Origin of the sequence: uncultured Kordia sp. (assembly GCF_947489565.1) — a bacterium.
GTDB lineage: Bacteria > Bacteroidota > Bacteroidia > Flavobacteriales > Flavobacteriaceae > Kordia.
Genome location: NZ_CANLEA010000006.1, coordinates 166,192 through 188,089 on the forward strand (window position 1 = coordinate 166,192; position 21,898 = coordinate 188,089).

Genomic DNA, 21,898 nt, shown 5'->3' on the forward strand with positions numbered 1-21,898 from the left:
GTTGATTATTACAGAAATAAAAAAAAGCCTGCGAAATGCAGACTTTTTGTAAGTGAATTTATTTTTTAGTTTGCGAAACGCATTTTTTCTAGTTTGTAGTATTCTCTAAATGTAATCATACGTTGTTGTTCTTCGTCCCAAAGTTTTAAAAACATCATTTTCAATCCGTCTTTAAACGATAATGTGGTTACGTATTTAGATAAGATTTTATTTTCTGTGATACACTTTCTTAAGTTGTAATTTGGAATTCTACTATTTAAATGGTGAATGTGGTGAATGCCAATATGACCTGTAAACCATTCCATAACTCTAGGTAATTTTAAATATGTACTTCCTTTGATGGCAGACAACAAAAAGTCCCAATCTTTTTTCCATTTCTTATAAGAGAACTCGTGTTGGTGTTGAATGTAAAAAAACCAAAACGCAATAATTCCAAAGAAAAATAGAATGATAAACTGAACGGCAAAAAAGTCTGCCCAACCTACAAAGTATCCAATAATTAAATATGGAATGATGATGATGAGGTTATCTTTTAAAAGCGTCAATGTAATTTTTTGCCACTTATTAAATTGTAAAAACGGATATTTTGTAGTTACAATTAAGTAGTATGCAGGAGCAATCACGAAAATTACGATAGGACTTCTAAAAATTTTGTATTTAAATTTTCCCCACCAACTTTTAGCACGAAATTCTTTTACCGTTAAGGTTGGCATATCACCAACTTGTCTTGTTTCTAATTGTCCGTTATGTCCGTGGTGAAACGTATGTGTTTCTGCCCAATACTTAAATGGTAAAAAGCTAAATACACTACATACATACCCAATAATATCACTAGCTTTCTTCGATTTTATAAAGGAGCCATGTCCGCAATCGTGCTGAATGATAAAAATTCGCACCAAAAAGAAAGCATTTAAAATTCCTAATAAAATGGTTAGGGTAAGTGAAAATTCGAGGGTAAAATACATCAATACCCAAACGGCTATGAATGGTAAAAAGGAAGAGGCTATTTGACCAATGGCCTTTTTTGTATTTTTTTTCTTGTACTTAGATATGATTGATCTCCAGTTTTTAAGAGCTTCTTTGATCTCTTTGTCAATATTTTTTTGCGCCATGGAGGGAACTATTTAATCTTTAGAATGAATTTAAATTGCGACTACAATATATTGCAAATATCGTAATTTGGAAACAATAAATTTACATAATCACAAATAAAGATTAGTTTTGCCGCATATATGGAAATAATACAAAAATATTTTACAGATATAACACCGACTCAAATTGAGCAAATTGAGCAGTTAGAAACGTTATATAAAGAGTGGAATGCGCAAATTAATGTGATATCGCGTAAAGATATTGACGAATTGTATGTGCGTCACGTATTGCATGCGTTGGCCATTGCAAAAGTGCAACCATTTGTAGCAGGTTCAAAAGTTTTGGATGTTGGAACAGGTGGCGGTTTTCCTGGAATTCCGTTAGCGATTTTATTTCCAGAAGTCAAATTTGTATTGGTGGATGCGATAGGAAAAAAAATAAAAGTTGTAAACGCTGTTGCCGAAAGTATTGGTTTGACAAATGTAGAAGGACATCATATGCGTGCAGAAAAGGTAAAAGGCGAATTTGACTTCATTGTCAGTAGAGCGGTAACCAATATGCCAGATTTTGTAAAATGGGTTCGTAAAAAAGTAGCTAAAAAACAGCGACATGAATTGAAGAACGGAATTTTGTACTTAAAAGGTGGCGATTTAACCGAAGAGCTGAAAGATTTTCCAAAAGCAACTTTGTATTCGATTCCTGATTACTTTGAAGAAGATTTCTTTGAAACAAAAAAAGTAGTACATCTTCCTTTAAAATATAAACCTTAAAAAGTAAAATCCCCTAAGTACGAATACTTAAGGGATTTTTTGTAGTTAGTTGGTTGGTTTGGTTATTGAGAGTTCTTTATATCTTAATAGATATTATTTTTTATTTCTGAATTAGAACGCAGTTGTAATGTTAAAAGTGACACCTGTACTTTGTGGTACAAATCGGCAAACACCTCCAACACATACTAATCCACCACGTTGTCTTCCGTAGTTAACAGCAAAACGCGTTGCGCCTCGTGCAAAACTACCTCCAACATTGTAATAGTGAATTTGCTCATCTTCGTTATCGTTTCCGTAATTATAAATATCATTTACATAGAATGATAATCTTGGTGTTACATTAAATTCTATAGTTCCACCAGCCCAGTTTTTATTATCAGTTTCTGTCCATAAGTGTTGTAACTCAGCACGAATAGATCGTCTTGAGTTAATTCTATAGGTAGATTCAACTACTGCAATATTTGATTTAACAATATCACGTTGATCTGTAATAAAACGTTGGTTGTAGTATTGATTTACATAGTAAAAGATACTTTGCCACTTGCGACTCCATTTTTTACGAACTTCCATGCTAAATTCTGAGAAATACTTTTGTCCGAATCCGAAAAATTCAACTTCAGAATCTCTGTCTGTAAAGTTAAAATCTCCTTTTAATCCAGCCCAGTAAGCACCATTCAAAGCAACTTTAGTTCCGTACTTTCCTCCAAGTGCTGTTCCTTTTTTGAAGTTGTAGAATAAATCTATTTGTCCTCCAATTTCTCCATACTTTAATAAAGAAGGATCTGGAACGGAAATAGCAGGTTGTGCTTGGTATACGTAAATGTTTGTCAACAAGTAATCATGTTGTTTTGTCAATCCTGGCAAATAATTCATGATATTTTCATTGAATACATTTCCAGAAGCTTCTCTTTCAGAAAAGAAATTCATGTTTTCTAATCTTCTAAAAGTAGCATCAATACCTAATCCTTTTTGTGAATAACCGAAGTTAACTAAAAGTGCATTTCCACTTTCCACAAAATTTTCAATAAATCGTTGCGAGTTTACAATGATGTCATTGCTTTTTGTAATGTATTCTACTCCTGAGTAAAATGAATTTCCAGAATAATCAAGTCGTGCAGAAAAGGCATTTGTCATTTCGTCGAAATCATTATTTTGGACTGCTTCAGGAATATCTTCTTTTCTTCCAACATAGCTAAATCCAGCTGAAAGCGATGAAGTTTGTAATTTGAATAAATTGGTAAGATCAATTTCTGAATTGAAAGCAAAAATTTCACCTTCCGATACTTCAAAACCATCACGCTGTCTTGCGTACATTCCAGTGAATGCTAATGAATTTGAAGGTTGGTACTTTACGCGTCCACCTCTAAAAGAGTTATTAATCCCTAAAGGTCTATTTTCCCATCCACGCAAAATAAGTCCACTACCAAATTGCTCATAAAAATATCCTGCGGTAACTTCTAGCTTTTTTGTTTTATACATTGCATAATATTGTGCAATGCCTGAATCGTCTAGTTTTGGAGAGTAGTTTAATAAAGGCATTGGTGCATACGATTCTACTTGAATTCCAGCAAACCAATTTCCATAATTATAATCTAATTTTAAATAATTGTTAGATCGTACGTGTTCGTCTTCGGCAAATTTCCCAAGACCTGTATCATCATTATACCATTGAACAATTGATTCAAATCCACCTGTCAATGTTCCCCAGTCTTTCTTATCTTCATCTTCACTTTGGTTTTGATTTTGTGCAAATCCAACAGTGCAAGCTAATGCTAAAGAAAGGTATAGTAATTTCTTCATGTAAGTATTATAAATAGTTTAGTTTAGTATTTGGTTGGTCAGTTTTCTTTACTTCGCGTTTTTCTTAACTACCTCGTAAAGTTCATCTTCGGCTCCCATTTGGTATCCTGTATGGCGCCAAACAATCTTTCCATCCTTAATAACAATTACATGTGGAATGACAGTAATATTTAATGAACGTTGTAATTCTTGATTTTCATCTAAGAGAATTTTGTATTCCCATCCTTTACCATTAATTAATGGTTTTACTCTTTTCTTAGTTCGAGCATCATCTGTAGCGATTGCAATTAACTCCACATTGGTTTCATCGATCCAATCGTCATACACTTCGCTAATGGCATCCAATTCATTAATACAAGGCACACACCAAGTAGCCCAAAAGCTAATGATTTTGACACCTTCTCCTTTAGTGATTTCGTCCATATTTAATGAACTTCCATCTAAATTTTTTACTGAAATATTCGGGACTTCTTTTTGTGCATTTGCTTGCAGTGTAAACATTAAGAATACAATAGCAATACTCATAATTGACTTCATATTTTTTAGTTTAATAGTGAGAATGCTGTAAATATATAAAAGCTTACGTTAAAATAACAAGAAAAACAAAATAATTCGATTTTTGCATTTTCCCCATATTCTCTATATAAATTATAGGTTATTTCTTTGATTAACTGTTTATTAGATTTTTCTTTTTTTTAACAAAAATTTAATATAAATTAGTCCCAAATTATACCATAAACCAAACTTTATAAACAAAAAAAAGTCTTATGAAAACAAAAAACATTTTACAATTTTTAGTTGTCATAGTCGCTTTATTCATGTATTCATGTAGTAGTGATTCTGATAATGAACCAGGAGAGCCAACAAACCCAGGCGGTGGTGGATCAGGAATTACTTCTATCACAGTAACTGCAAGCGCGAACTCAGTAGAATTAGGAGGTTCAGTAACTTTTACAGTAACTGCAAACGACGGATCTAATGTAACGTCTAGCTCGAGTATATTAGTGAATAATACTGCTATTCAAGGAGTAGAGTATACTCCAACAGCGACAGGAAACTACCAAATTACTGCTAAATACGAAAGTATTACTAGTGGAGCAATTAACGTTGAGGTAACACCTCCAGTAATTACAGCTTTACGAGTAGAAAGTACAGTTTCTAGTATTAAAATTGGAGATACTGCTGATTTTATCGTAATTGGAACTGATGCTTCAAACAACGAATATACGATTACTGATTCTGCTTCTCTTACTGTAAACGGAACACAAATCACTGGTAATAGATTTATGGCTACTACTACAGATGATTTACAAGTAACAGCTACGAAAGACGGAATTGATTCGCCAGTATTTGATTTACCAGTAAATGATGAAACTGCACCAGGAACTTTCTCGCAAAATTCTTATGTAGAAGATTTCACAGGAACATGGTGTGGATGGTGTACTAGAGTTTCTTTTGCTATTGAGCAAGTAGAAGCTGCTACAGATAGAGCTTATGTTGTTGCTGCACACATCGGAGATGGAATGCAAAACAGCTATAGCCAAGCTTTAGATAATGTGTATGTTACTTCAGGATATCCAACAGCAGTTATCAATAGAGATGTTGATTGGACATTCCCAGAGCCAAGTAATGTTGATCAAGTTACAAACTTAGCAATGGGTAATACTTCATTAGGTTTATCTGTAAACTCTATGGTAGTTGGAAACAATTTACAAGTATATGTAAGTGCAGCATTTGCTCAAAACACAACTGGTGCTAAATTAGTAGTAATGGTTCTTGAAGATGGAATCGTTGCTTCTCAAGCAAACTACACTAGTTATTATGGAGGTGTTGATCCTCTTCCAAACTTTGTTCACAACCATGTGTTGAGACATTCTCTTACAGATGTATTTGGAGATGCTATCCCAACTACAGGAGCTGGACAAAAGCACACAGAAGTGTACGACATTCCAATTCCAAGTACAGTATCTGATAACACAAAAATGTCTGTTGTAGCTATGATTGTAGGTGCAGACAATAAAGTATTAAACGTATCAGGAGATCATACTGGAGTTGATAAAGACTTCCATTAAGATTAATTATAATTAGCTAGAATTCTTTATAATTCTTTATATAAAAAGCAGTCCATTTGGACTGCTTTTTTTGTTTACACCAATTCTTCCTTGTAGTTGTATGGAAATAAAATGGTTATATTTATTTGGCAGTTAGTTAATTATGGTAAAACCGTAGTAAGAAAAAAGTATGATTGGTTACATTTATAATTATTAACCATTAAACTTTACTTATTATGAAAAAAAGAAGTTTGAAAAATTTAGGCTTGAACAGAAAAACAATTTCTACATTCAAAGTAGAAAAACTAAAAGGAGGAGCACTCAGTGATTTATGGCATCAAGATGAAGGTGGATATTGGGTATGTTGCTCAGTTTTTGGTTGCTAGAAAAATCTAAAATTTTTTAATTTTAGTCAATAATAACTATACTTAAAGAACGGAAAAGCCAGCTTAATACTGGCTTTTTTGTTTATTCTATAATGAGCTTTTTAATTTCTTTTTTCCCTTCGTATGATAAATGTGCTAAATATACACCGCTTTGAAGTGAAATAGGGACTTCTAATGTTGATTGGATGGAAGTTTCTGTTGTTGCAAAAATATTTCTTCCAGAAACATCATATATGGAAATAGCTAGTTCGTCAATAGGTTTCTTGATAATTAATTTTAAGGAATTCTTAATTGGATTTTCTGCTAATTGTATGGTATTGCTTTGTTCGAATATTGGTGTGCTTAAGGTTGGAGCTACAATTTCATTCCAAGCAAATTGTACGTTTGGATCTGTTAAGATAACATGACCTTCATTTGTTGGTGGCATATACCAAGCGTCAAAAGGAGATTCATTTACGATACTTCCATTGTTTGGATTGGGAACAGCATACCAATTGTTCTGATTTTTTAATCCCATACTACTAATGGTAGGAATAAAGTTGAAATAATCTGTTTGTAATCCTGCAAAGAAAGCATCAATTGTAGGATCGCCACCTGCAAAACTTCCAGATAAAGCGCCTAAATCAAACAATCCGCCCATAGCAGCATCAATTCCATTAGAATAACTGTGCGAACGAGAATTTGCATTGGCATTGATATCGCAAAAACATAAAAAAGGTGCATCAATCCAAATATTGCTTACTTCATCATTTACATTTGCATCGTGCGTATACCAAACCTTTAAATGTGCATCAGTGAGTAATGCAACGCCATTTATAGTTACATCCAAAACTTGTCTTCCAGGTAACACATTTGCTCCGTTTTTATCTTGATAATAAGCTCCATTTCCACTTCCATTAATGATGGAAATTTTACGTAAACTTTCTGGGTAACCGGAAGTTGTGAGCCCATTAATGCGATTAAAAAATAATCCACTAAAAGGATGTGCTGTAGGCAATACAATACTATTATCAAACTCTGCAATTTGACCACTTTGTAAATGCGCTTCCATATGATCGGTTAGCATTTGTCTGGCTGCTGGCGATTTTAACATGCCATCTACAATTGGACGTAGAGATTCTACGCTAAAATCTCCTACCCAAGTATCCAATCCGTAAGCGAGATAGTTGAACAAATGTTGAAATCCAATCGGAACATTCGCGCCCAAATGAGGAGAATCAAACGAAATCCACAAGCGAGTATCATGATCTAAAGTTGGTGCATTCTCCATATAATTTAAAGCATATCTCGAAATCAACCCGCCCATGCTTGGACCAATAATCACATTTTGTTCAGTGCCTACTTTTTGACTGTTTATAGTGTTAATGAGTTCTACTAAAATCATAGCATTGCGCTCAATATAATCGGCGCCACCATCAACCAATGTACTTCCAGCAGGATAATCATTTTCGTCAATAATCATGTCGTTATTAGTATCAGTGACATCGCTGAGTAGTTGTAATGTATTATCCGCCAATCGTAAATATTGCGGTAGGTTTAAAACAATGACATCAAAGTTTTCTTCAGCTCTAATTCTATCGGCTAAATTTTGCGTCATTCCGTTGTTGTCTGTATAGGTAAGTAAGTCATAAACATCGCTAATGCCTCTTGTGTCAGAAGGATCAAAACCATCAATCACAATAATTGGTTTAATAATGTCGGTATTGCCAGCGCCTAAAAAGACTTGATATTCGCCCAAGCCTGCAAAACTGGTAGCGCCAGTATAAATTGACAAATCGGGACTTATAGAAGCTTGAATTCCTTGAGAGTTTTCTGGATTCTCAGCTTGTGAGTTTCCATGAACAATAAGTTGTGCACTCGTAATTTTCTGTTCACCAGAAGTCAAACGTACTTTAAATTGGAGTTGCTTTTTTCCTGCTGAATTGTAATTGATCAATATCGGGGCATCAAAGTCAATCAATTGAAAACCGTCTCCATTGTCAAAATCAATAAAAAACTGAGCAAAATTTTCGATAGCTTCTGTATTGAATAAATTACGATCCACATAAAAAGTAGTAAACATACCATGTTTATGAGTACTCAATGGTGAAATAATAAGTTCCTCTTTTTTGGTAAAGACAGTTTCAGAAGCACTTTGACGCACTTTATAGGTGTTACCTTCTAAAATGACATCGTTGTTTGTAATGGCTTCCGGATTTACCATTTCATATTCAGCATACAATCCTCCAATTTTGATGGTTTCATTGTACGAAGTAATGCGCATGTTGTTTTCTATGGATAGAAAAGGTGTCGTTTTTCCGGCATGCGATAACTCTTTTGCGGCTTGCAACAAACTATGCATGCTTTGATAGTCCGCATGATTTTTTAAAACAGAAAAAGGCGCGGTTTCTGTAACGAGTGTTTCGGTTTGTTTAGGAATGGAATTTAATTCTACATAATTACTATTTACTTGCGCCAAAAGACAGAGCGGAAATAGAAATACAAGTAACTTCAACTTCATATATTTTGATTTAGGGGTTAAAAAAACGCAGAAAATTAACATAATTATTGTTAAATATGAATTTTTAGACCTCTAAATATTAGAATTAAGTAAAATTGACTGTTGTTTGAAACAAAAAAAGCTGAAGTCAAACTTCAGCTTTTCTAATATGATGTGTGATTAATTATCCTAAAAATGGATATCTGTAATCTGTTGGTGTTACGAATGTTTCCTTGATCAATCTTGGAGAAACCCAACGCAATAAGTTTTGTGCAGAACCTGCTTTGTCATTTGTTCCAGAAGCTCTAGCGCCTCCAAATGGCTGCTGCCCTACAACGGCTCCAGTTGGTTTGTCGTTTACGTAGAAGTTTCCAGCGCAGTTTTCCAATGCTTTCGTAGCTTCATCAATTGCATAACGATCTCCAGAAAATACAGCTCCAGTTAATGCGTACTCAGAAGTTCCATCAACTAATTGTAATGTTTCTGTCCAATCAGCATCTTCATATACATATATAGTTACTACAGGACCAAATAATTCAGTTTCCATAGTTGTATATTTTGGATCTGTAGTTACAATCACTGTTGGCTCAATAAAGTATCCTTTTGATTTGTCATAGTTTCCACCAGCAAATACTTCTGCATTTGCGTCAGCTTTCGCTTGATCGATATAAGAAGCTAATTTGTGAAATGAACCTTCGTGAATTACCGCAGTAATAAAATTGCTTAAATCGCCAGGAGAACCCATTTTGAAAGAAGCAATATCTTCTTTTACATAGTTTAATACTTCATTAGCGATTGACTTTGGTAAGTATACTCTTGAAGCAGCACTACATTTTTGACCTTGGAATTCAAAAGCTCCACGCGAAATTCCTGTAGCAACTTGCTTAGGATTTGCACTTGGATGCGCAACGATGAAATCTTTTCCTCCAGTTTCACCTACAATTTTTGGATAAGTTTTATAAGTGTGAATATTGTTTCCGATTTTCTTCCAAAGTTCTTTAAATACATATGTAGAACCTGTAAAGTGAACTCCTGCAAAATCAGGACTTTCTAAAATAGTATCTGTAATCATTACTGGATCACCATACACAACGTTAATTACGCCATCTGGTACACCAGCTTCTTTAAAGATATCTACAATTACTTTTGCTGAGAAAATTTGACTATCACTTGGTTTCCAAACAACAGTATTTCCCATCATCGCTGCACTTGCAGGTAAGTTGGCTGCGATAGCTGTGAAGTTAAAAGGTGTAATTGCATAAATAAAACCTTCTAGTGGTCTGTATTCAACACGATTCCAAATTCCTTCCGCAGAATCTGGTTGCTCTTCATAAATCTGAGACATGAATTCTACGTTAAAACGTAAAAAGTCAATCAGTTCACAAGCGGCATCAATTTCTGCTTGGTGCACTGTTTTCGATTGTGCAATCATAGTAGCAGCATTGATTTTTGCTCTGTATGGTCCAGCGATTAATTCAGCAGCTTTTAAAAAGATTGCTGCACGTTGTTCCCATGTCAATTGCGCCCACTTTTTTCTAGCTTCTAAAGCACTCTCAATTGCTTGAGTTACGTGACTCTTTTCGGCTAAATGGTAGGTTCCAACCACATGTTTGTGATCGTGTGGAGGAGACATTGTATTAGTGTTTCCTGTTTTTATTTCGTCACTTCCAATATACATTGGCACATCTACATTTCCATTAAAATATGCTTCGTATTGAGCAGTAACAGCAGCTCTTTCTGGAGTTCCAGGAGCGTATGACTTTACTGGCTCATTGATGGCTGTCGGAACTTGAAAAAATCCTTTTCCCATAGGTGTTATATTTAATAGTGTTTTGATTAGAATTTTAAGCTGCAAAGATACAAAAAAAAAGCACCTTCGCATTGAAAACCATTTTTGATATTTTTATGGTTTCGTAAATATTTGTGAGTTATCTTATTTGAAATTATACTATTGATAGTTTATACTGCTATCTGATGAAAATTTTGTAAGTTGTCAACCTAAAGACAGACCAAAGCTACTATGTGTACAGTTAGTTTTTTTTATAAAGGAAATGATGAGTTTGTGCTCACTTCCAATCGTGATGAATCGCCCAACAGGGAAACAAAAAAACCTGAAATTTATCAGGCTTCTAATACAAAATTAGTGTTTCCAAAAGATGTTGTTGGTGGTGGAACTTGGATTGGAATGAGCGACCAAAAACGAGTGGTTTGCCTGTTAAATGGTGGTTTTGAAAAACACAGACGCTTGCCAAAATATCGTCACAGTCGTGGAATTGTGGTGAATGACTTTTTAACGACTTCAAATATTGAAGAAACAGTTGTAGACTATAATCTTGATATGATTGAACCTTTTACGGTTGTGATTGTCGATTGGAATACATCATTACAACTTTTTGAACTGGTTTGGGATGGTACACAAAAACATTTTCAAAAACTACCGTTGTCTACACCGCATATTTGGTCTTCTTCAACCTTGTATACGCAACCGATGAAGGAATTGCGTCGCGATTGGTTTGCAAAGTTTCAGCAAAAAGAAAATTTGAATGCGACTTCTTTGCTTCAATTTCATAAAACAGCTGGTATTGGCGATCCAAATGTGGATGTGATTATGGATAGAGTTGTGGTGAAAACAATTAGCATCACACAAATAGAAAAAACAAATGATGCGCTGGCAATGCATTATCACGATTTCACAAAAGATGCCGAAAGTATTATTGAATTCAATCCGGTAGAAGTATTGCATGAATAATTCTGGAATAATATTAGTCCTTGCATATCCTGATACCATTGTAAGAACTTCTGAAGAATGGTATTCTCCCTATTTGCGATATATGGGAATGGGCACCAAAAACTATATCCGTGCAGGTCATGCGGCTTTAGTCCTCATTGAAAAATCTACAGGAAAACTTGATTATTATGATTTTGGACGTTATGTGACGAAGCTGTCTTACGGACGTGTGCGTTCTAAAGAGCGCGATCGTGAATTGGATTTTCCGCTAAAAGCGATACTACGCAATGGCGAAATAGTCAATTTGGATGAATTGTTACATTTCTTAGGAAACAATCCAAAATTAACACACGGTGAAGGAAAAATGGTGGCTTCTGTCTGTGATCAAATCGATTATGAAATTGCCAATCAGTATATTCAATATTGTTTGCGTCAAGGTTCGTTCAATTATGCAGCTTTTGTGAAAAATGCTTCCAATTGTGCACGATTTGTGACCGATACTTTAATTGCATCAGTGACCAATCCGAAAATAAAAAAACGACTTAAAAAATCGAAAAGATTTACGCCAAGTACCGTTAGTAACGTAGTTTTAGCAAGTACTACTAAAAATAGTTACGAGGTTTTGGGCGATGATATTCGTGTTTTCAATTCGACTTCACGCAAAGAAACGGTGCGTTGTTTTTTAGATCGTTTAAAAGAACATCAACCTAATTTACAAGGAAATATTGAGCCTAAAAAACTTTCTACACTTTCAGAAAATGCACAATGGCTTTCAGGAATTGGTTCTGGAGTCTGGTTTGAAATCTTTGGATTACCCGCACAACCTTTTTGTTACCGAATTCGACGCATTTCTCCTTATGGAACGATAGATGTAGATGGTGTTTTTAAAGTCAACGATCCGCAATTTGATTTAGCACAATCATATAAATTTGTGTACGATTCTAATTGTGCTTTTTGTTCTATTCTTCAGCGTGAAAAGGTGTATTATTTTACGTTTTTGGAAGATTACAAGTTATCTATTGAATAATTTAATGCGTTTGAATATGTTTTATAGTGACGGATTTATTCTTTTGTAAAAATGAAAACGGTTGAAACCTCTACTTGCTACAAAAAAAATGAAAGAGCCAAAGCTGTCATGAGCGTAATTTAATAAAAGATCATCATTTTTTGAGATGCCAATGCGCATTTTGTCACTTGTAATGCCTCCTACAAGAAGCGGAATGCCTTTTACTTTTACATGTTTATTTTTTAAATGAAGAAAACCGTTTGATCTCAATTTCATTTTGATTGTTCTTTCAGAAACAAATACGTCATTACGTTTAAAGGTAAAAGATATTTTGTCTTTTGATACAATTTTTACTTCTACAGTATGTTTAATTGGGTTTAATGATAGTCTTGTGCCTAAAATATAATAATCTAAGTTTTCGATATCATTATCAACATCATACATTGATTTTCTATTTGCTTCAAATGTTCTAAAAGCTTGATACTCGTAGACTCCTTCTATTTTTTGAATATTATTTTTAGTTAGCTTAAGGCGTTCTTTTTTTGAAATTTTGTTTGAATATGAAGCACAACTTGTGAAACTAAATGCTGAAATAATCAATAATAATATGAGTTGTATTTTTTTCATGATAACTGATTGTTTTAATGTTTAGATCAAAATTATTGCAATAATTACAATATAAAACGTAGGAATAACAATTGAGAATATTTATTTTTGTGAAAATCACAAATGGCATGCAGGAGTTTTTTCTATCAAAAATTAAAGAAGTCTTACCCAAAAATATTTCATTGATTGATACTGTTGCCGAGGTTTTGGATATTAGTTATGACGCTGCACACAGACGAACAAGTTTGAAAAGTAAGTTGTCGCTAGAAGAAGCTATCAAATTGTCACGTCATTTTAATATGTCTATTGATAAACTATATGAAGTTGGGTTGCAAAATGTAGTTGCAGTTGAAAAGACCTTGATTATTTCCTCGCAAGAAGATTTAGAAATTTACTTCAAAGCTTCGTATGAAAATTTAAAGCAAATCTTGGTAATGAAAGATTCAGAAATCATTTATTCAGCGAAAGATTTGCCAATATTTTATACTTCGTCAGATAATATATTGTCGCGTTTTAAAATGTATGTGTGGTTGCAGTTATTGAGTGAAAATCAAAATGCAGTTGCTTTTGAAAACTTTGCGCCATCTGTATCTTTGGTGACTGCGGCTTCTAGTTTGGGCGAGTTGTATGCAAATTTGAAAGTGACCGAAATTTGGGATGTTACTACTATAAACAGTACGTTGAAACAGATTCATTTTTATTATAAATCCGCCTTATTAACGGAAACAATGGCGTTGCAGTTGTGTGATGATTTGCGGGAATTGATAGAATCTATAGAAATGAAAGTGGTAAATGATCCGCAATATCAATTGTTTTACAACGAATTGTTGTTAATGAATAACACAGTATTGGTGAAAACGCCTGTTATAAAAACTTTGTTTGTTCCGTATACCATACTATCATATTACAAAACCAGTGATACGGAAACATTAGTACAAGTGGATAAGCATTTGAAGCGACAAATGCGAAATTCCAAATTACTATCTACCGCAGGAAAAAAAGAGCAGCGTATCTTTTTCAATAAAATGTACAAAAAGATTGATGCGTTACGCTATTTGATTGAAGCTGAAAATGTGTTGGATTTTGAGTAGTTTTTAATTTTTTTAAATGTCGTTTTTGTAATATGATTTTCAGCTAGACTAATATTTAATACCATTTCAGAAGTGCTTAATAGTCCTTCAAATTTGAGGCCTGTTTTATAATCTTTAAACGATATTTTGTTTTTTTCGTGCTTAAAATCACTTACCCAATAGGTTCCGAGCATAGGATACACAGTATAGCTGCTATTTACTTCTTTCATTGATAGTTTTAAATCATTTGGATTTAAATGACGATATCCCGATAAGTTCCAATTTCCAACATAAAATTTCCCTTTTTTGTATAGCTTTATTGGGTAAAAATCTCTTTTTGATCCCATAAATCCAGTTATTATCGATTTGTCCTGATTAACTACCCCATTAAATCTAAGATTGTCATCTAGTACAAGATTAATTTTATTGCTGAATTTGAACTTGTTAGTTATGATGTCTTTGTTTTTTGAAAGTTTGAAAACTGCATTTTCTTCTTTCAATTCAATGGTTAGTTCTAAGTTGAGATCATTGACATTTGTTAGATTTCCTTCCTATTCGCCTATATAGTCATCTATACTTGTTTGTTGGGCGCAACTAGAAAAAGAAGACAATAAAAGGAATAACAAAAAGGCTACATTTTTAAACATAATTTAAGTTTTGATTGAGTTCAAAATTAACATAACAATGTTACTAAAAATTGTATCAGATTAACATTGCTATTTTTTGTTGAATTCTTTTCTATATAAACTGGGATTCATATTAAAATAAGAATTAAAAACACGGTTAAAATGACTTTGGTCTGAAAAACCTGTTTGATATGCAATTTTAGTCAACGAATTATTAGGGTCAAGTAATAGTGGAATCGCTTTTTTTAATTTATGTTGTCTAATATACTCTCCAAGACTTGTAGAGAGATATTTTGGTGCTGCCCTTGAGATATGAACAGGATGGACTCCAAGTTGATCTGAAATGTATTGCAAGCTAAGATTTGAATTATCGAAATGTAGTAATTCTTTTAGACCATTTACCTAGTTAGGAACATTCTTGATATTAGTTTCTATTAAGTCACCTAATGCTTCGCTAATTTGCAATAATAGAACTTCTACAGTGAGCTCACTGTATTGATCTGAGTTTATAAATTCATAGTATAACTTTGCGAAAAGAAAATGCACTTGAGGATTTTGAATTAATTGACTCCCTTCAAGTAAATTCAAATCTATTCCGTTAGTATCAAACCATTCTTTTTGAAACTCTAAATGGAAGCCATTAGCATTTTTAGAATGTTTAGAACCATAATGAGCTTCTTGCCAATTATTAAACATTAAACTTCCCGATGGGCATAAGGTTTTTACTTTCTTATTGCAATCCATCATATCTCCATTTAGAACAAACCAGAAATAAGGATTATCGCATATACATTGTTGTAAGCAGTTATATTTTAATTAACTTGAAGTCTCTCTTCAATTCTTGTCTAAGGAGTGCAGGAACTAACATCAATTTCACTGTATAAATTTGGGTCTTGGTTTGGGTCTTCGACCGTGTTAGCCATCATTGAAATTTTAACAATTTCATCACTTGTAGAAAAACAAAGTTGGTGAAAGTTGTCGTTGTCATTTATATCTGCTATCGAAATAGGTACATGTGGAATTAGAACTCCTGAACTATCAGAATAACCAATATAGTATTGAAATAAGTCAGATTCGGTATCACCACTTATAAATGGTGTAATGCCACCATTCCAAGCAACTTGAATCGTTTGTGTTCCTGAACTACACTCATTCAGAGTACCATCAATTTTTTGGGCAAAAAATAGACTTGGACCATCAGCGAGCGGAATAACATTCGTGGTAGTGATTCCATTTAGATTTAGGATTTCTGAACAAGCGGACTCTCCTGAAAAAGTATCAGTTGTAAATAAATCCCCCACAATTCTTACCTCAACGGGTGGATTTGTAACAGCGGTTCCAAACTCACCTATCAATAGCACTGTTCGATTTTCTCCATTTTCATTAGCTGGTGCTAAAAGAGCACACATTGGGATGTGATTATTTCCAAGGCTATCTACAACTTCAAAATCAGTTTCCGATAAACTGGATGCATCTAATGGAAATTTAAAATTAACAGGCATACCATCTAACAGGCTTCCTAGTTGATTACACAATAGACTTGGTAGTGCATTATCAAGTCCAAAAAAAGCTGACACAAGAGCATCTTGATTAACCTGTTCTTGAGGAGTATCTGGGTTAATCTGTTCTTCATTTTTGCTACATGAAAACAAGAGGATTACTGTAAATAATTTAAATAGATTTCTCATATTTTATTAATTTATTTTTAGCTTAGACTCTTTTTATCTGGTTTGGTTTAATTGCTTACAACGTATGTATAACAGGAATTCCTGTTATTTCTATTATAACCAAACCTGTTTTCCTTTAAAAATTTAGTAATTGATAAAGCTATGGTATTCTTGTTAAAATCAAAAACCTCCAAAGGGTTTAAAATAAGAGTTTGAGAAATAGAAGTATTGTTTAAAAATATTGTGTGGAGTTATCTAATGCCTAATTCCCAGGACCTAATACCTAATTAAGCGCAAAAGGAGCACTCAGCTTAAAAGTAGGAATAAAAACTCTGAATTTCTTTGTAGTTGTGAAATTCACCATATTGTAATGTCCGCGCATAGCACCAATAGGAGAAGCAAGTAAACAACCTGATTGATACGTATGTGATTCTCCTGGCTTTAATACAGGTTTTTTACCAATAACACCTTCGCCATCTACAATCTCAATACTATTTAAAGCATCAAAAATTTGCCAATGTCTTGAGGTGAGTTGTACGGAATCTTTGCTTTGGTTTTCAATCGTGATTTTATAACCAAAAGCAAAATGCATCTTGTAGTTTTTGAAGAAAGTGCCTTCAAAACTAGTCTCTACGGAAATTTTTATGCCTCTAGTTACCTGTTGAATCATCTGTTGTATTTAGCGTGTTTAAAGCGTTTATAATTAAAACGTCACATAATCACATTACAATCAAAAATACGAATTTTATATATATGATCTTAAAAGTCGTTAAAATTTTAACGATTTTTAAGGAAAAATAAGCTTTTCTAGTTTTTTATCACGCTTGAGTTTGTAGAACCAATACCAATAATACGATCGTAGATTTCTCCAAATTTTCTAAAATATACAATGATCAAATATTCGTTTTCTGTCTCAAAATTAGAACCGCTAATCTTTACAGGATCAACTTCTCCCTTTTCATTCACTACTACATATCTATAATTATAAAACCCTTGTTTTAGTAATAGTGGTGCTTCGTACAAATCTGTCTCTTCGTTATAAAATAACTGATTCTCTTCATTAATAGCGTAATTATTAAAGCGTCCTTGAACATATATTTTACTTCCTGTCAAATTCATATAATTGGCTAGTGAGAAGTGGATTACTGCATAATCGGCTTCTATAGAAGGATCGTCTCCTTGAATGGTATTGATTAAAAAATCTCCATTAATATCTGGATTAAAAGTATAAGGTTCGCCAGCGCGAGTAGCATTAGTATGTAAATAATTATGGTATAGATCTTTGAGTTCAATGCTAGCGATACTTACATTTCCACCACGAATTTCTTTATTATCAAAATTATAATACTCATTTCCGCCGGGGAAACTGGTCTCTGTATTGTAGCGATACACAAACCGTGTACCCAATGTGTATTGTGGCTTAATGTCGGTAATGGCAGTTTTCCATTGATAGTTCTGTAAAATAGCTACTTTCAACTCGCGTTCTGGGTTGCGAAGTCGCATACTAGAAGTGTTGATTTCAAATTGAATCAGTTGATCTTGTTGAATTGTACTCAAGTCACGTGTTCTATGAACAGCGGCAGCAACACCTACAGAATTCTCATATACAATGAACTTTCTTGAGAACATTAGCTCGTCTTCATCATTATAAATAGAAAGCATATAATTTCCTGAAAGCAATAATGTTGTAAAGCGATTCGGAATTGTTAATCGGTAATTTGAATACAATTGAAGCGTATTAAACGAATTTTCATAATTGATGATACGCTGATTGTCCATGCCTCGCATATATTGTGCTTTCGCTAGATTGGAAGGTGTCCAATCATAATTGCAATGCACTATTTTATAATAATAATCAGCTTCATCACCATTGATATCGTCAAAATTAACTTTCAAAGGTTCACCTAATTTCAATATTGGAAACTGATCTCCGTTGTTGGTTCCGGCAAGTTCAATACTTTTAATAAAATAAGGCGGATCAACTTCTTCTAGTGGCGCTTTTTGTGCATGTATAAAAAAACTTACAAGCGCAAAGAGTGCTGAGATATAGAAAGTGCGAGATATCATTCGTTTAGATTTTTTACAAAGATATGCAAAATACGTGCCCAAATGCAGGACTCGTCTATGGAGTAACAAAACATACATGGAAAGTATTAATTTAGAATCAGTATAAATAAATTTTATAGTGCTCTATTGGCTTTTAGATGAGTGTATAAATGTTTAAATTTGCACGATTTTTAGATAAAAATTCCATAAACTATGTCAAAAGACATTCGCATAAAAAAAGGCTTAGATATTAAGCTTGTGGGCGAAGCAGAAAAAACTACGGTCGCTGCTAAAGCAAGTAGTTATTATGCAGTCAAGCCCGAAGATTTTCACAGTATCATTCCTAAAATGTTAGTGAAAGTTGGTCACAAAGTCAAAGCCGGTCAGGCACTATTCCATTCTAAACTAGACGAAACATTACTATTTCCTTCTCCTGTAAGCGGAGAGATTTCAGAGATTGTTCGTGGAGCAAAACGTAAAATTTTAGAGATTAGAATTTTAGCAGATGCAACACAAGCTCATGAAGATTTCGGGAAAAAGGATGCTGCAAAAATGTCTGGTGATGAGGTAAAAACACACTTGCTTGCTGCAGGATGTTGGCCTTTCATCAAACAACGTCCATATGACGTTATTGCAAATCCATCGAAGTCGCCAAAAGCGATTTTTGTTTCAGGTCACGATAGTTCGCCATTAGCGGCAGATTTGGATTATGTGTTAACAGGGAAAGAAGCTGAGTTGACTGCTGCTTTAACAGCATTGACAAAACTTACTGAAGGAAGCGTTCATGTAGTTACAAAGAAAGGTGGAAATTCTCCACTTGCCAATGTAGCAGGAACTACTTCTCATACAGTTTCTGGACCGCATCCAGCAGGAAATGTTGGAACGCACATCAACAAGATTGATCCTGTAAATAAAGGAGAAGTGGTTTGGACAGTCGCTGCAAAAGATTTGATAATTATCGGAGAAGTTTTACTTACGGGTAAATTCAACGCTACCAGAACAATTGCAGTAACAGGATCGCAAATTACAAAACCTCAATACATCACAGCTATTGCAGGAGCAAGCATGAAAGACGTACTTGCTGGCAATGTAAATCTTGATAATACAAGAATTATTAGTGGTAATGTATTGTCTGGAAGACAAGAAAGTGAAGATGGTGTATTAGGTTACTACGACAATCAAATTACTGCAATTCCAGAAGGAGACGATTACGAATTTTTCGGATGGAATAAGCCAATCTTTAACAAGATAAGTGTATCAAGAGCATTTACGTTCTCATGGTTAAATCCAAATAAAAAATACGATCTAAACACAAATACAAATGGAGAGCACCGTGCATTCGTAACAACAGGAACGTACGAGGAAGTTTTTCCATTAGATATTTATCCAATGCAAACCTTGAAGGCATGTATGTATGCTGATTTAGATGAAATGGAAGCTTTAGGAATGTATGAAGTAGCTCCTGAAGATTTTGCATTGACAGAATTTGTGTGTGTGTCTAAACAACCACATCAAAAGATTATTAGAGAAGGTTTAGATTTAATGCTTAAAGAAATAGGATAGTGCTATGAGCTTAAAAAATAAATTACACAATATAAAGGAGAAGTATAAAGGGAAAAAAATGGCGCCTGCATTCAATGCATTGCATACATTTTTATACTTACCTAACGAAACAACACACAATGGAACGCATGTTAAGGCAGCAGATGACTTAAAGCGTACCATGAATACTGTGATTATGGCATTGGTTCCATGTTTAATTTTTGGAATCTTTAATGCAGGATATCAACATTACTTAGCTACGGGAGCCATAGAAGCTTCTCACGGATTTTTGGGAGGTACATTTTGGACATTCGACAATCTAATTCACGGAGCATGGAAAGTATTGCCTTTGGTAATCGTTTCCTATGGTGTTGGTTTGGCTGTTGAATTCTTATTCGCAGTAATTAAAGGACATGAAGTAGAAGAAGGATACTTAGTAACGGGAATGTTAGTTCCATTAATTGTTCCAATTGATATTCCATTATGGATGTTAGCAGTAGCCGTTATTTTCGGTGTTGTGATTGGAAAAGAAGTATTTGGAGGAACAGGAATGAATATCTTAAATCCAGCATTAACTATCAGAGCCTTTTTATTCTTCGCCTATCCAACTTGGATGTCAGGAGATAAGGTTTGGGTAAGTGAAGCTGTAGAAAGAGCAGGAACTGCAGATGCAATTTCAGGAGAAACCATCTTAGGAGCCTACGCGCAAAACAATACCTTGCCCGGAATAGATCAATGGGATATGTTTTGGGGATTAATTCCAGGTTCTATTGGAGAGACTTCAAAATTCTTAATCATCATTGGAGCATTATTCTTAATCTTTACCAAAATTGGAAGTTGGAGAATTATGTTGAGTACTGTTATTGGTGCTTTGGTAATGGGATTAATATTCAACGGAGTGGTAAGTGCAGAAATTATTGGAGAATCTAGTAAATTTTACGGATTAATGAATGTGCCGTTCTGGCAACACTTAATCATAGGAAGTGTACTATTTGGAGCTGTATATATGGCGACCGATCCAGTAACAGCAGCTCAAACAAATAAAGGGAAATGGATTTACGGTTTCTTAATTGGTTTCATATCAATTATGATTCGTGTATTTAACCCAGCATATCCAGAAGGTGTATTCTTAGCTATTCTATTAATGAATGTGTTTGCACCAACAATTGATCACTACGTGGTACAAGGAAATGTAAAGAAAAGAATGAAACGTCTAAAAGTAAAAACAGCTTAACGATGGAAAAAAGAACAGATAAAAACTCGTACACCATCCTATTCGCTGTCGGAATGGTATTAGTAGTTGGTTCCTTATTAGCCTTTTTAGCAGGATTCCTAAAACCAACAATCGAAGAAAACAAACGTTTGGAAAAGCAGCAAAACATTTTGTACACCATGGGTGTAAACAACAATGAAGCTGGAAGTGCTGTTTTTGTTTCTACTGATGAAGCACCAGCATTATTTGAGAAATACATCACAAAACAACTTGTACTTGAAGTTGAAAATGGAGAAGTTACTTCAGAAGTAGGTAGAGAGGAATATATCAAAACGAATGGTAAAGAGCCTTATTTGATAGATGTAAAAAAACAACAAACAAGAGCTAAAGCTGGGAAAGCTAGAAAACTGCCTTTGTTTATTGGAGAAAAAGAAGGAAAAACATTCTACATCGCACCAATTCGTGGAAAAGGACTTTGGGATGCTATATGGGGATATGTAGCGATGGATGAAAATATGGTAATTCAAGGAGTATACTTTGATCACAAAGGAGAAACTCCAGGGTTAGGAGCAAACATCAAGCAACGTTATTTCATGGATGACTTTACAGGAGAGTATTTGTTGAAAGAATCTGGGGAATTCGCAGGAATTACAGTTTCAAAATCAAATGCAGATCCTATCAATGAAGACAAGAAAGATTTCGAAATTGATGCAATAGCAGGAGCAACCATTACAGGTGACGGAGTTTCAGCCATGATCAAAAAAGATTTAAGGTTGTACGTGCCATATTTTAAAAAATTAAAAAAATAAAGGATAA

Annotated in this window: 21 protein-coding genes; 9 read left to right on the plus strand and 12 right to left on the minus strand. The window is 33.9% G+C overall.

The window, feature by feature from the left end:
- Positions 1–65: 65 nt before the first annotated feature.
- Positions 66–1,112, minus strand: coding sequence for a fatty acid desaturase (locus Q0845_RS09930; protein WP_298512354.1), 1,047 nt, complete (start codon positions 1,110–1,112; stop codon positions 66–68).
- Between the two features lie 120 nt (positions 1,113–1,232).
- On the opposite strand from Q0845_RS09930, the gene rsmG reads away from it, so the two are divergent.
- A complete protein-coding gene (gene rsmG, locus Q0845_RS09935; RefSeq protein WP_298512357.1) occupies positions 1,233–1,862 on the plus strand; it encodes a 16S rRNA (guanine(527)-N(7))-methyltransferase RsmG in 630 nt (209 codons plus the stop codon).
- 111 nt (positions 1,863–1,973) lie between these two features.
- Here the strand turns inward: rsmG and Q0845_RS09940 are convergent, their stop codons facing one another.
- Together Q0845_RS09940 and Q0845_RS09945 are read right to left on the minus strand one after the other, a co-directional pair.
- On the minus strand, positions 1,974–3,662 hold the full coding sequence (locus Q0845_RS09940) for a DUF6029 family protein (protein ID WP_298512360.1): 1,689 nt from the start codon (positions 3,660–3,662) through the stop codon (positions 1,974–1,976).
- A 48-nt stretch (positions 3,663–3,710) separates the two neighbouring features.
- Positions 3,711–4,199, minus strand: coding sequence for a TlpA disulfide reductase family protein (locus tag Q0845_RS09945; protein WP_298512362.1), 489 nt, complete (start codon positions 4,197–4,199; stop codon positions 3,711–3,713).
- 230 nt (positions 4,200–4,429) lie between these two features.
- Here Q0845_RS09945 and Q0845_RS09950 point away from each other — a divergent pair, with 230 nt between their 5' ends.
- Both Q0845_RS09950 and Q0845_RS09955 read left to right on the plus strand, forming a co-directional pair.
- A complete protein-coding gene (locus tag Q0845_RS09950) occupies positions 4,430–5,734 on the plus strand; it encodes an Omp28-related outer membrane protein (RefSeq protein WP_298512365.1) in 1,305 nt (434 codons plus the stop codon).
- A gap of 215 nt (positions 5,735–5,949) precedes the next feature.
- A complete protein-coding gene (locus Q0845_RS09955; protein ID WP_298512367.1) occupies positions 5,950–6,099 on the plus strand; it encodes a hypothetical protein in 150 nt (49 codons plus the stop codon).
- Between the two features lie 82 nt (positions 6,100–6,181).
- Here the strand turns inward: Q0845_RS09955 and Q0845_RS09960 are convergent, their stop codons facing one another.
- Together Q0845_RS09960 and pruA are read right to left on the minus strand one after the other, a co-directional pair.
- Positions 6,182–8,599: a T9SS type A sorting domain-containing protein gene (locus Q0845_RS09960; RefSeq protein ID WP_298512370.1), complete on the minus strand. Its 2,418-nt coding sequence runs from the start codon at positions 8,597–8,599 to the stop codon at positions 6,182–6,184.
- Positions 8,600–8,762: 163 nt separating this feature from the next.
- Positions 8,763–10,388, minus strand: coding sequence for an L-glutamate gamma-semialdehyde dehydrogenase (gene pruA, locus Q0845_RS09965; protein ID WP_298512372.1), 1,626 nt, complete (start codon positions 10,386–10,388; stop codon positions 8,763–8,765).
- Positions 10,389–10,598: 210 nt separating this feature from the next.
- Here pruA and Q0845_RS09970 point away from each other — a divergent pair, with 210 nt between their 5' ends.
- Positions 10,599–11,327: an NRDE family protein gene (locus tag Q0845_RS09970; RefSeq protein WP_298512374.1), complete on the plus strand. Its 729-nt coding sequence runs from the start codon at positions 10,599–10,601 to the stop codon at positions 11,325–11,327.
- Complete coding sequence (locus Q0845_RS09975) at positions 11,320–12,333, plus strand: DUF6695 family protein (RefSeq protein WP_298512376.1); 1,014 nt, start codon at positions 11,320–11,322, stop codon at positions 12,331–12,333. Before Q0845_RS09970 ends, Q0845_RS09975 begins: the two co-directional genes overlap by 8 nt.
- A 21-nt stretch (positions 12,334–12,354) precedes the next feature.
- On the opposite strand, the gene Q0845_RS09980 is transcribed toward Q0845_RS09975, so the two are convergent.
- Entirely contained in the window at positions 12,355–12,939 is a 585-nt protein-coding gene (locus Q0845_RS09980; protein WP_298512378.1) for a hypothetical protein, read from the minus strand.
- 89 nt (positions 12,940–13,028) lie between these two features.
- Between Q0845_RS09980 and Q0845_RS09985 the strand changes: the two genes are divergently transcribed.
- On the plus strand, positions 13,029–14,009 hold the full coding sequence (locus Q0845_RS09985; protein WP_298512380.1) for a hypothetical protein: 981 nt from the start codon (positions 13,029–13,031) through the stop codon (positions 14,007–14,009).
- On the opposite strand, the gene Q0845_RS09990 is transcribed toward Q0845_RS09985, so the two are convergent.
- The 6 genes from Q0845_RS09990 to Q0845_RS10010 all read right to left on the minus strand — a co-directional run bounded on the left by Q0845_RS09990 (position 13,970) and on the right by Q0845_RS10010 (position 18,348).
- A complete protein-coding gene (locus Q0845_RS09990) occupies positions 13,970–14,488 on the minus strand; it encodes a hypothetical protein (RefSeq protein WP_298512383.1) in 519 nt (172 codons plus the stop codon). The two genes, Q0845_RS09985 and Q0845_RS09990, sit on opposite strands and share 40 nt — an antisense overlap.
- A 216-nt stretch (positions 14,489–14,704) precedes the next feature.
- Positions 14,705–14,968 carry a helix-turn-helix transcriptional regulator gene (locus tag Q0845_RS27900; protein WP_367180655.1) on the minus strand — a complete coding sequence of 88 codons (264 nt, stop codon included), beginning with the start codon at positions 14,966–14,968 and terminating at the stop codon, positions 14,705–14,707.
- Positions 14,969–15,016: 48 nt separating this feature from the next.
- A complete protein-coding gene (locus Q0845_RS09995) occupies positions 15,017–15,361 on the minus strand; it encodes a hypothetical protein (RefSeq protein WP_298512385.1) in 345 nt (114 codons plus the stop codon).
- Positions 15,362–15,459: 98 nt separating this feature from the next.
- The gene (locus Q0845_RS10000) at positions 15,460–16,302 is read right to left on the minus strand and encodes a hypothetical protein (RefSeq protein ID WP_298512388.1); all 843 of its coding nucleotides are present in this window, start codon (positions 16,300–16,302) and stop codon (positions 15,460–15,462) included.
- Between the two features lie 262 nt (positions 16,303–16,564).
- Positions 16,565–16,951 carry a Co2+/Mg2+ efflux protein ApaG gene (gene apaG / locus Q0845_RS10005; protein ID WP_298512391.1) on the minus strand — a complete coding sequence of 129 codons (387 nt, stop codon included), beginning with the start codon at positions 16,949–16,951 and terminating at the stop codon, positions 16,565–16,567.
- A 137-nt stretch (positions 16,952–17,088) separates the two neighbouring features.
- Positions 17,089–18,348, minus strand: a complete 1,260-nt coding sequence (locus Q0845_RS10010) for a DUF5103 domain-containing protein (RefSeq protein ID WP_298512393.1) — start codon at positions 18,346–18,348, stop codon at positions 17,089–17,091.
- 192 nt (positions 18,349–18,540) lie between these two features.
- Between Q0845_RS10010 and Q0845_RS10015 the strand changes: the two genes are divergently transcribed.
- From Q0845_RS10015 to Q0845_RS10025, 3 genes are read left to right on the plus strand one after another with little or no spacing between them, the layout of a single operon-like run.
- Positions 18,541–19,890: a Na(+)-translocating NADH-quinone reductase subunit A gene (locus tag Q0845_RS10015; RefSeq protein WP_298512395.1), complete on the plus strand. Its 1,350-nt coding sequence runs from the start codon at positions 18,541–18,543 to the stop codon at positions 19,888–19,890.
- A 4-nt stretch (positions 19,891–19,894) separates the two neighbouring features.
- The gene (locus tag Q0845_RS10020) at positions 19,895–21,103 is read left to right on the plus strand and encodes an NADH:ubiquinone reductase (Na(+)-transporting) subunit B (RefSeq protein WP_298512398.1); all 1,209 of its coding nucleotides are present in this window, start codon (positions 19,895–19,897) and stop codon (positions 21,101–21,103) included.
- Between the two features lie 2 nt (positions 21,104–21,105).
- Entirely contained in the window at positions 21,106–21,891 is a 786-nt protein-coding gene (locus Q0845_RS10025) for a Na(+)-translocating NADH-quinone reductase subunit C (RefSeq protein ID WP_298512401.1), read from the plus strand.
- The last annotated feature ends 7 nt before the right edge of the window (positions 21,892–21,898 follow it).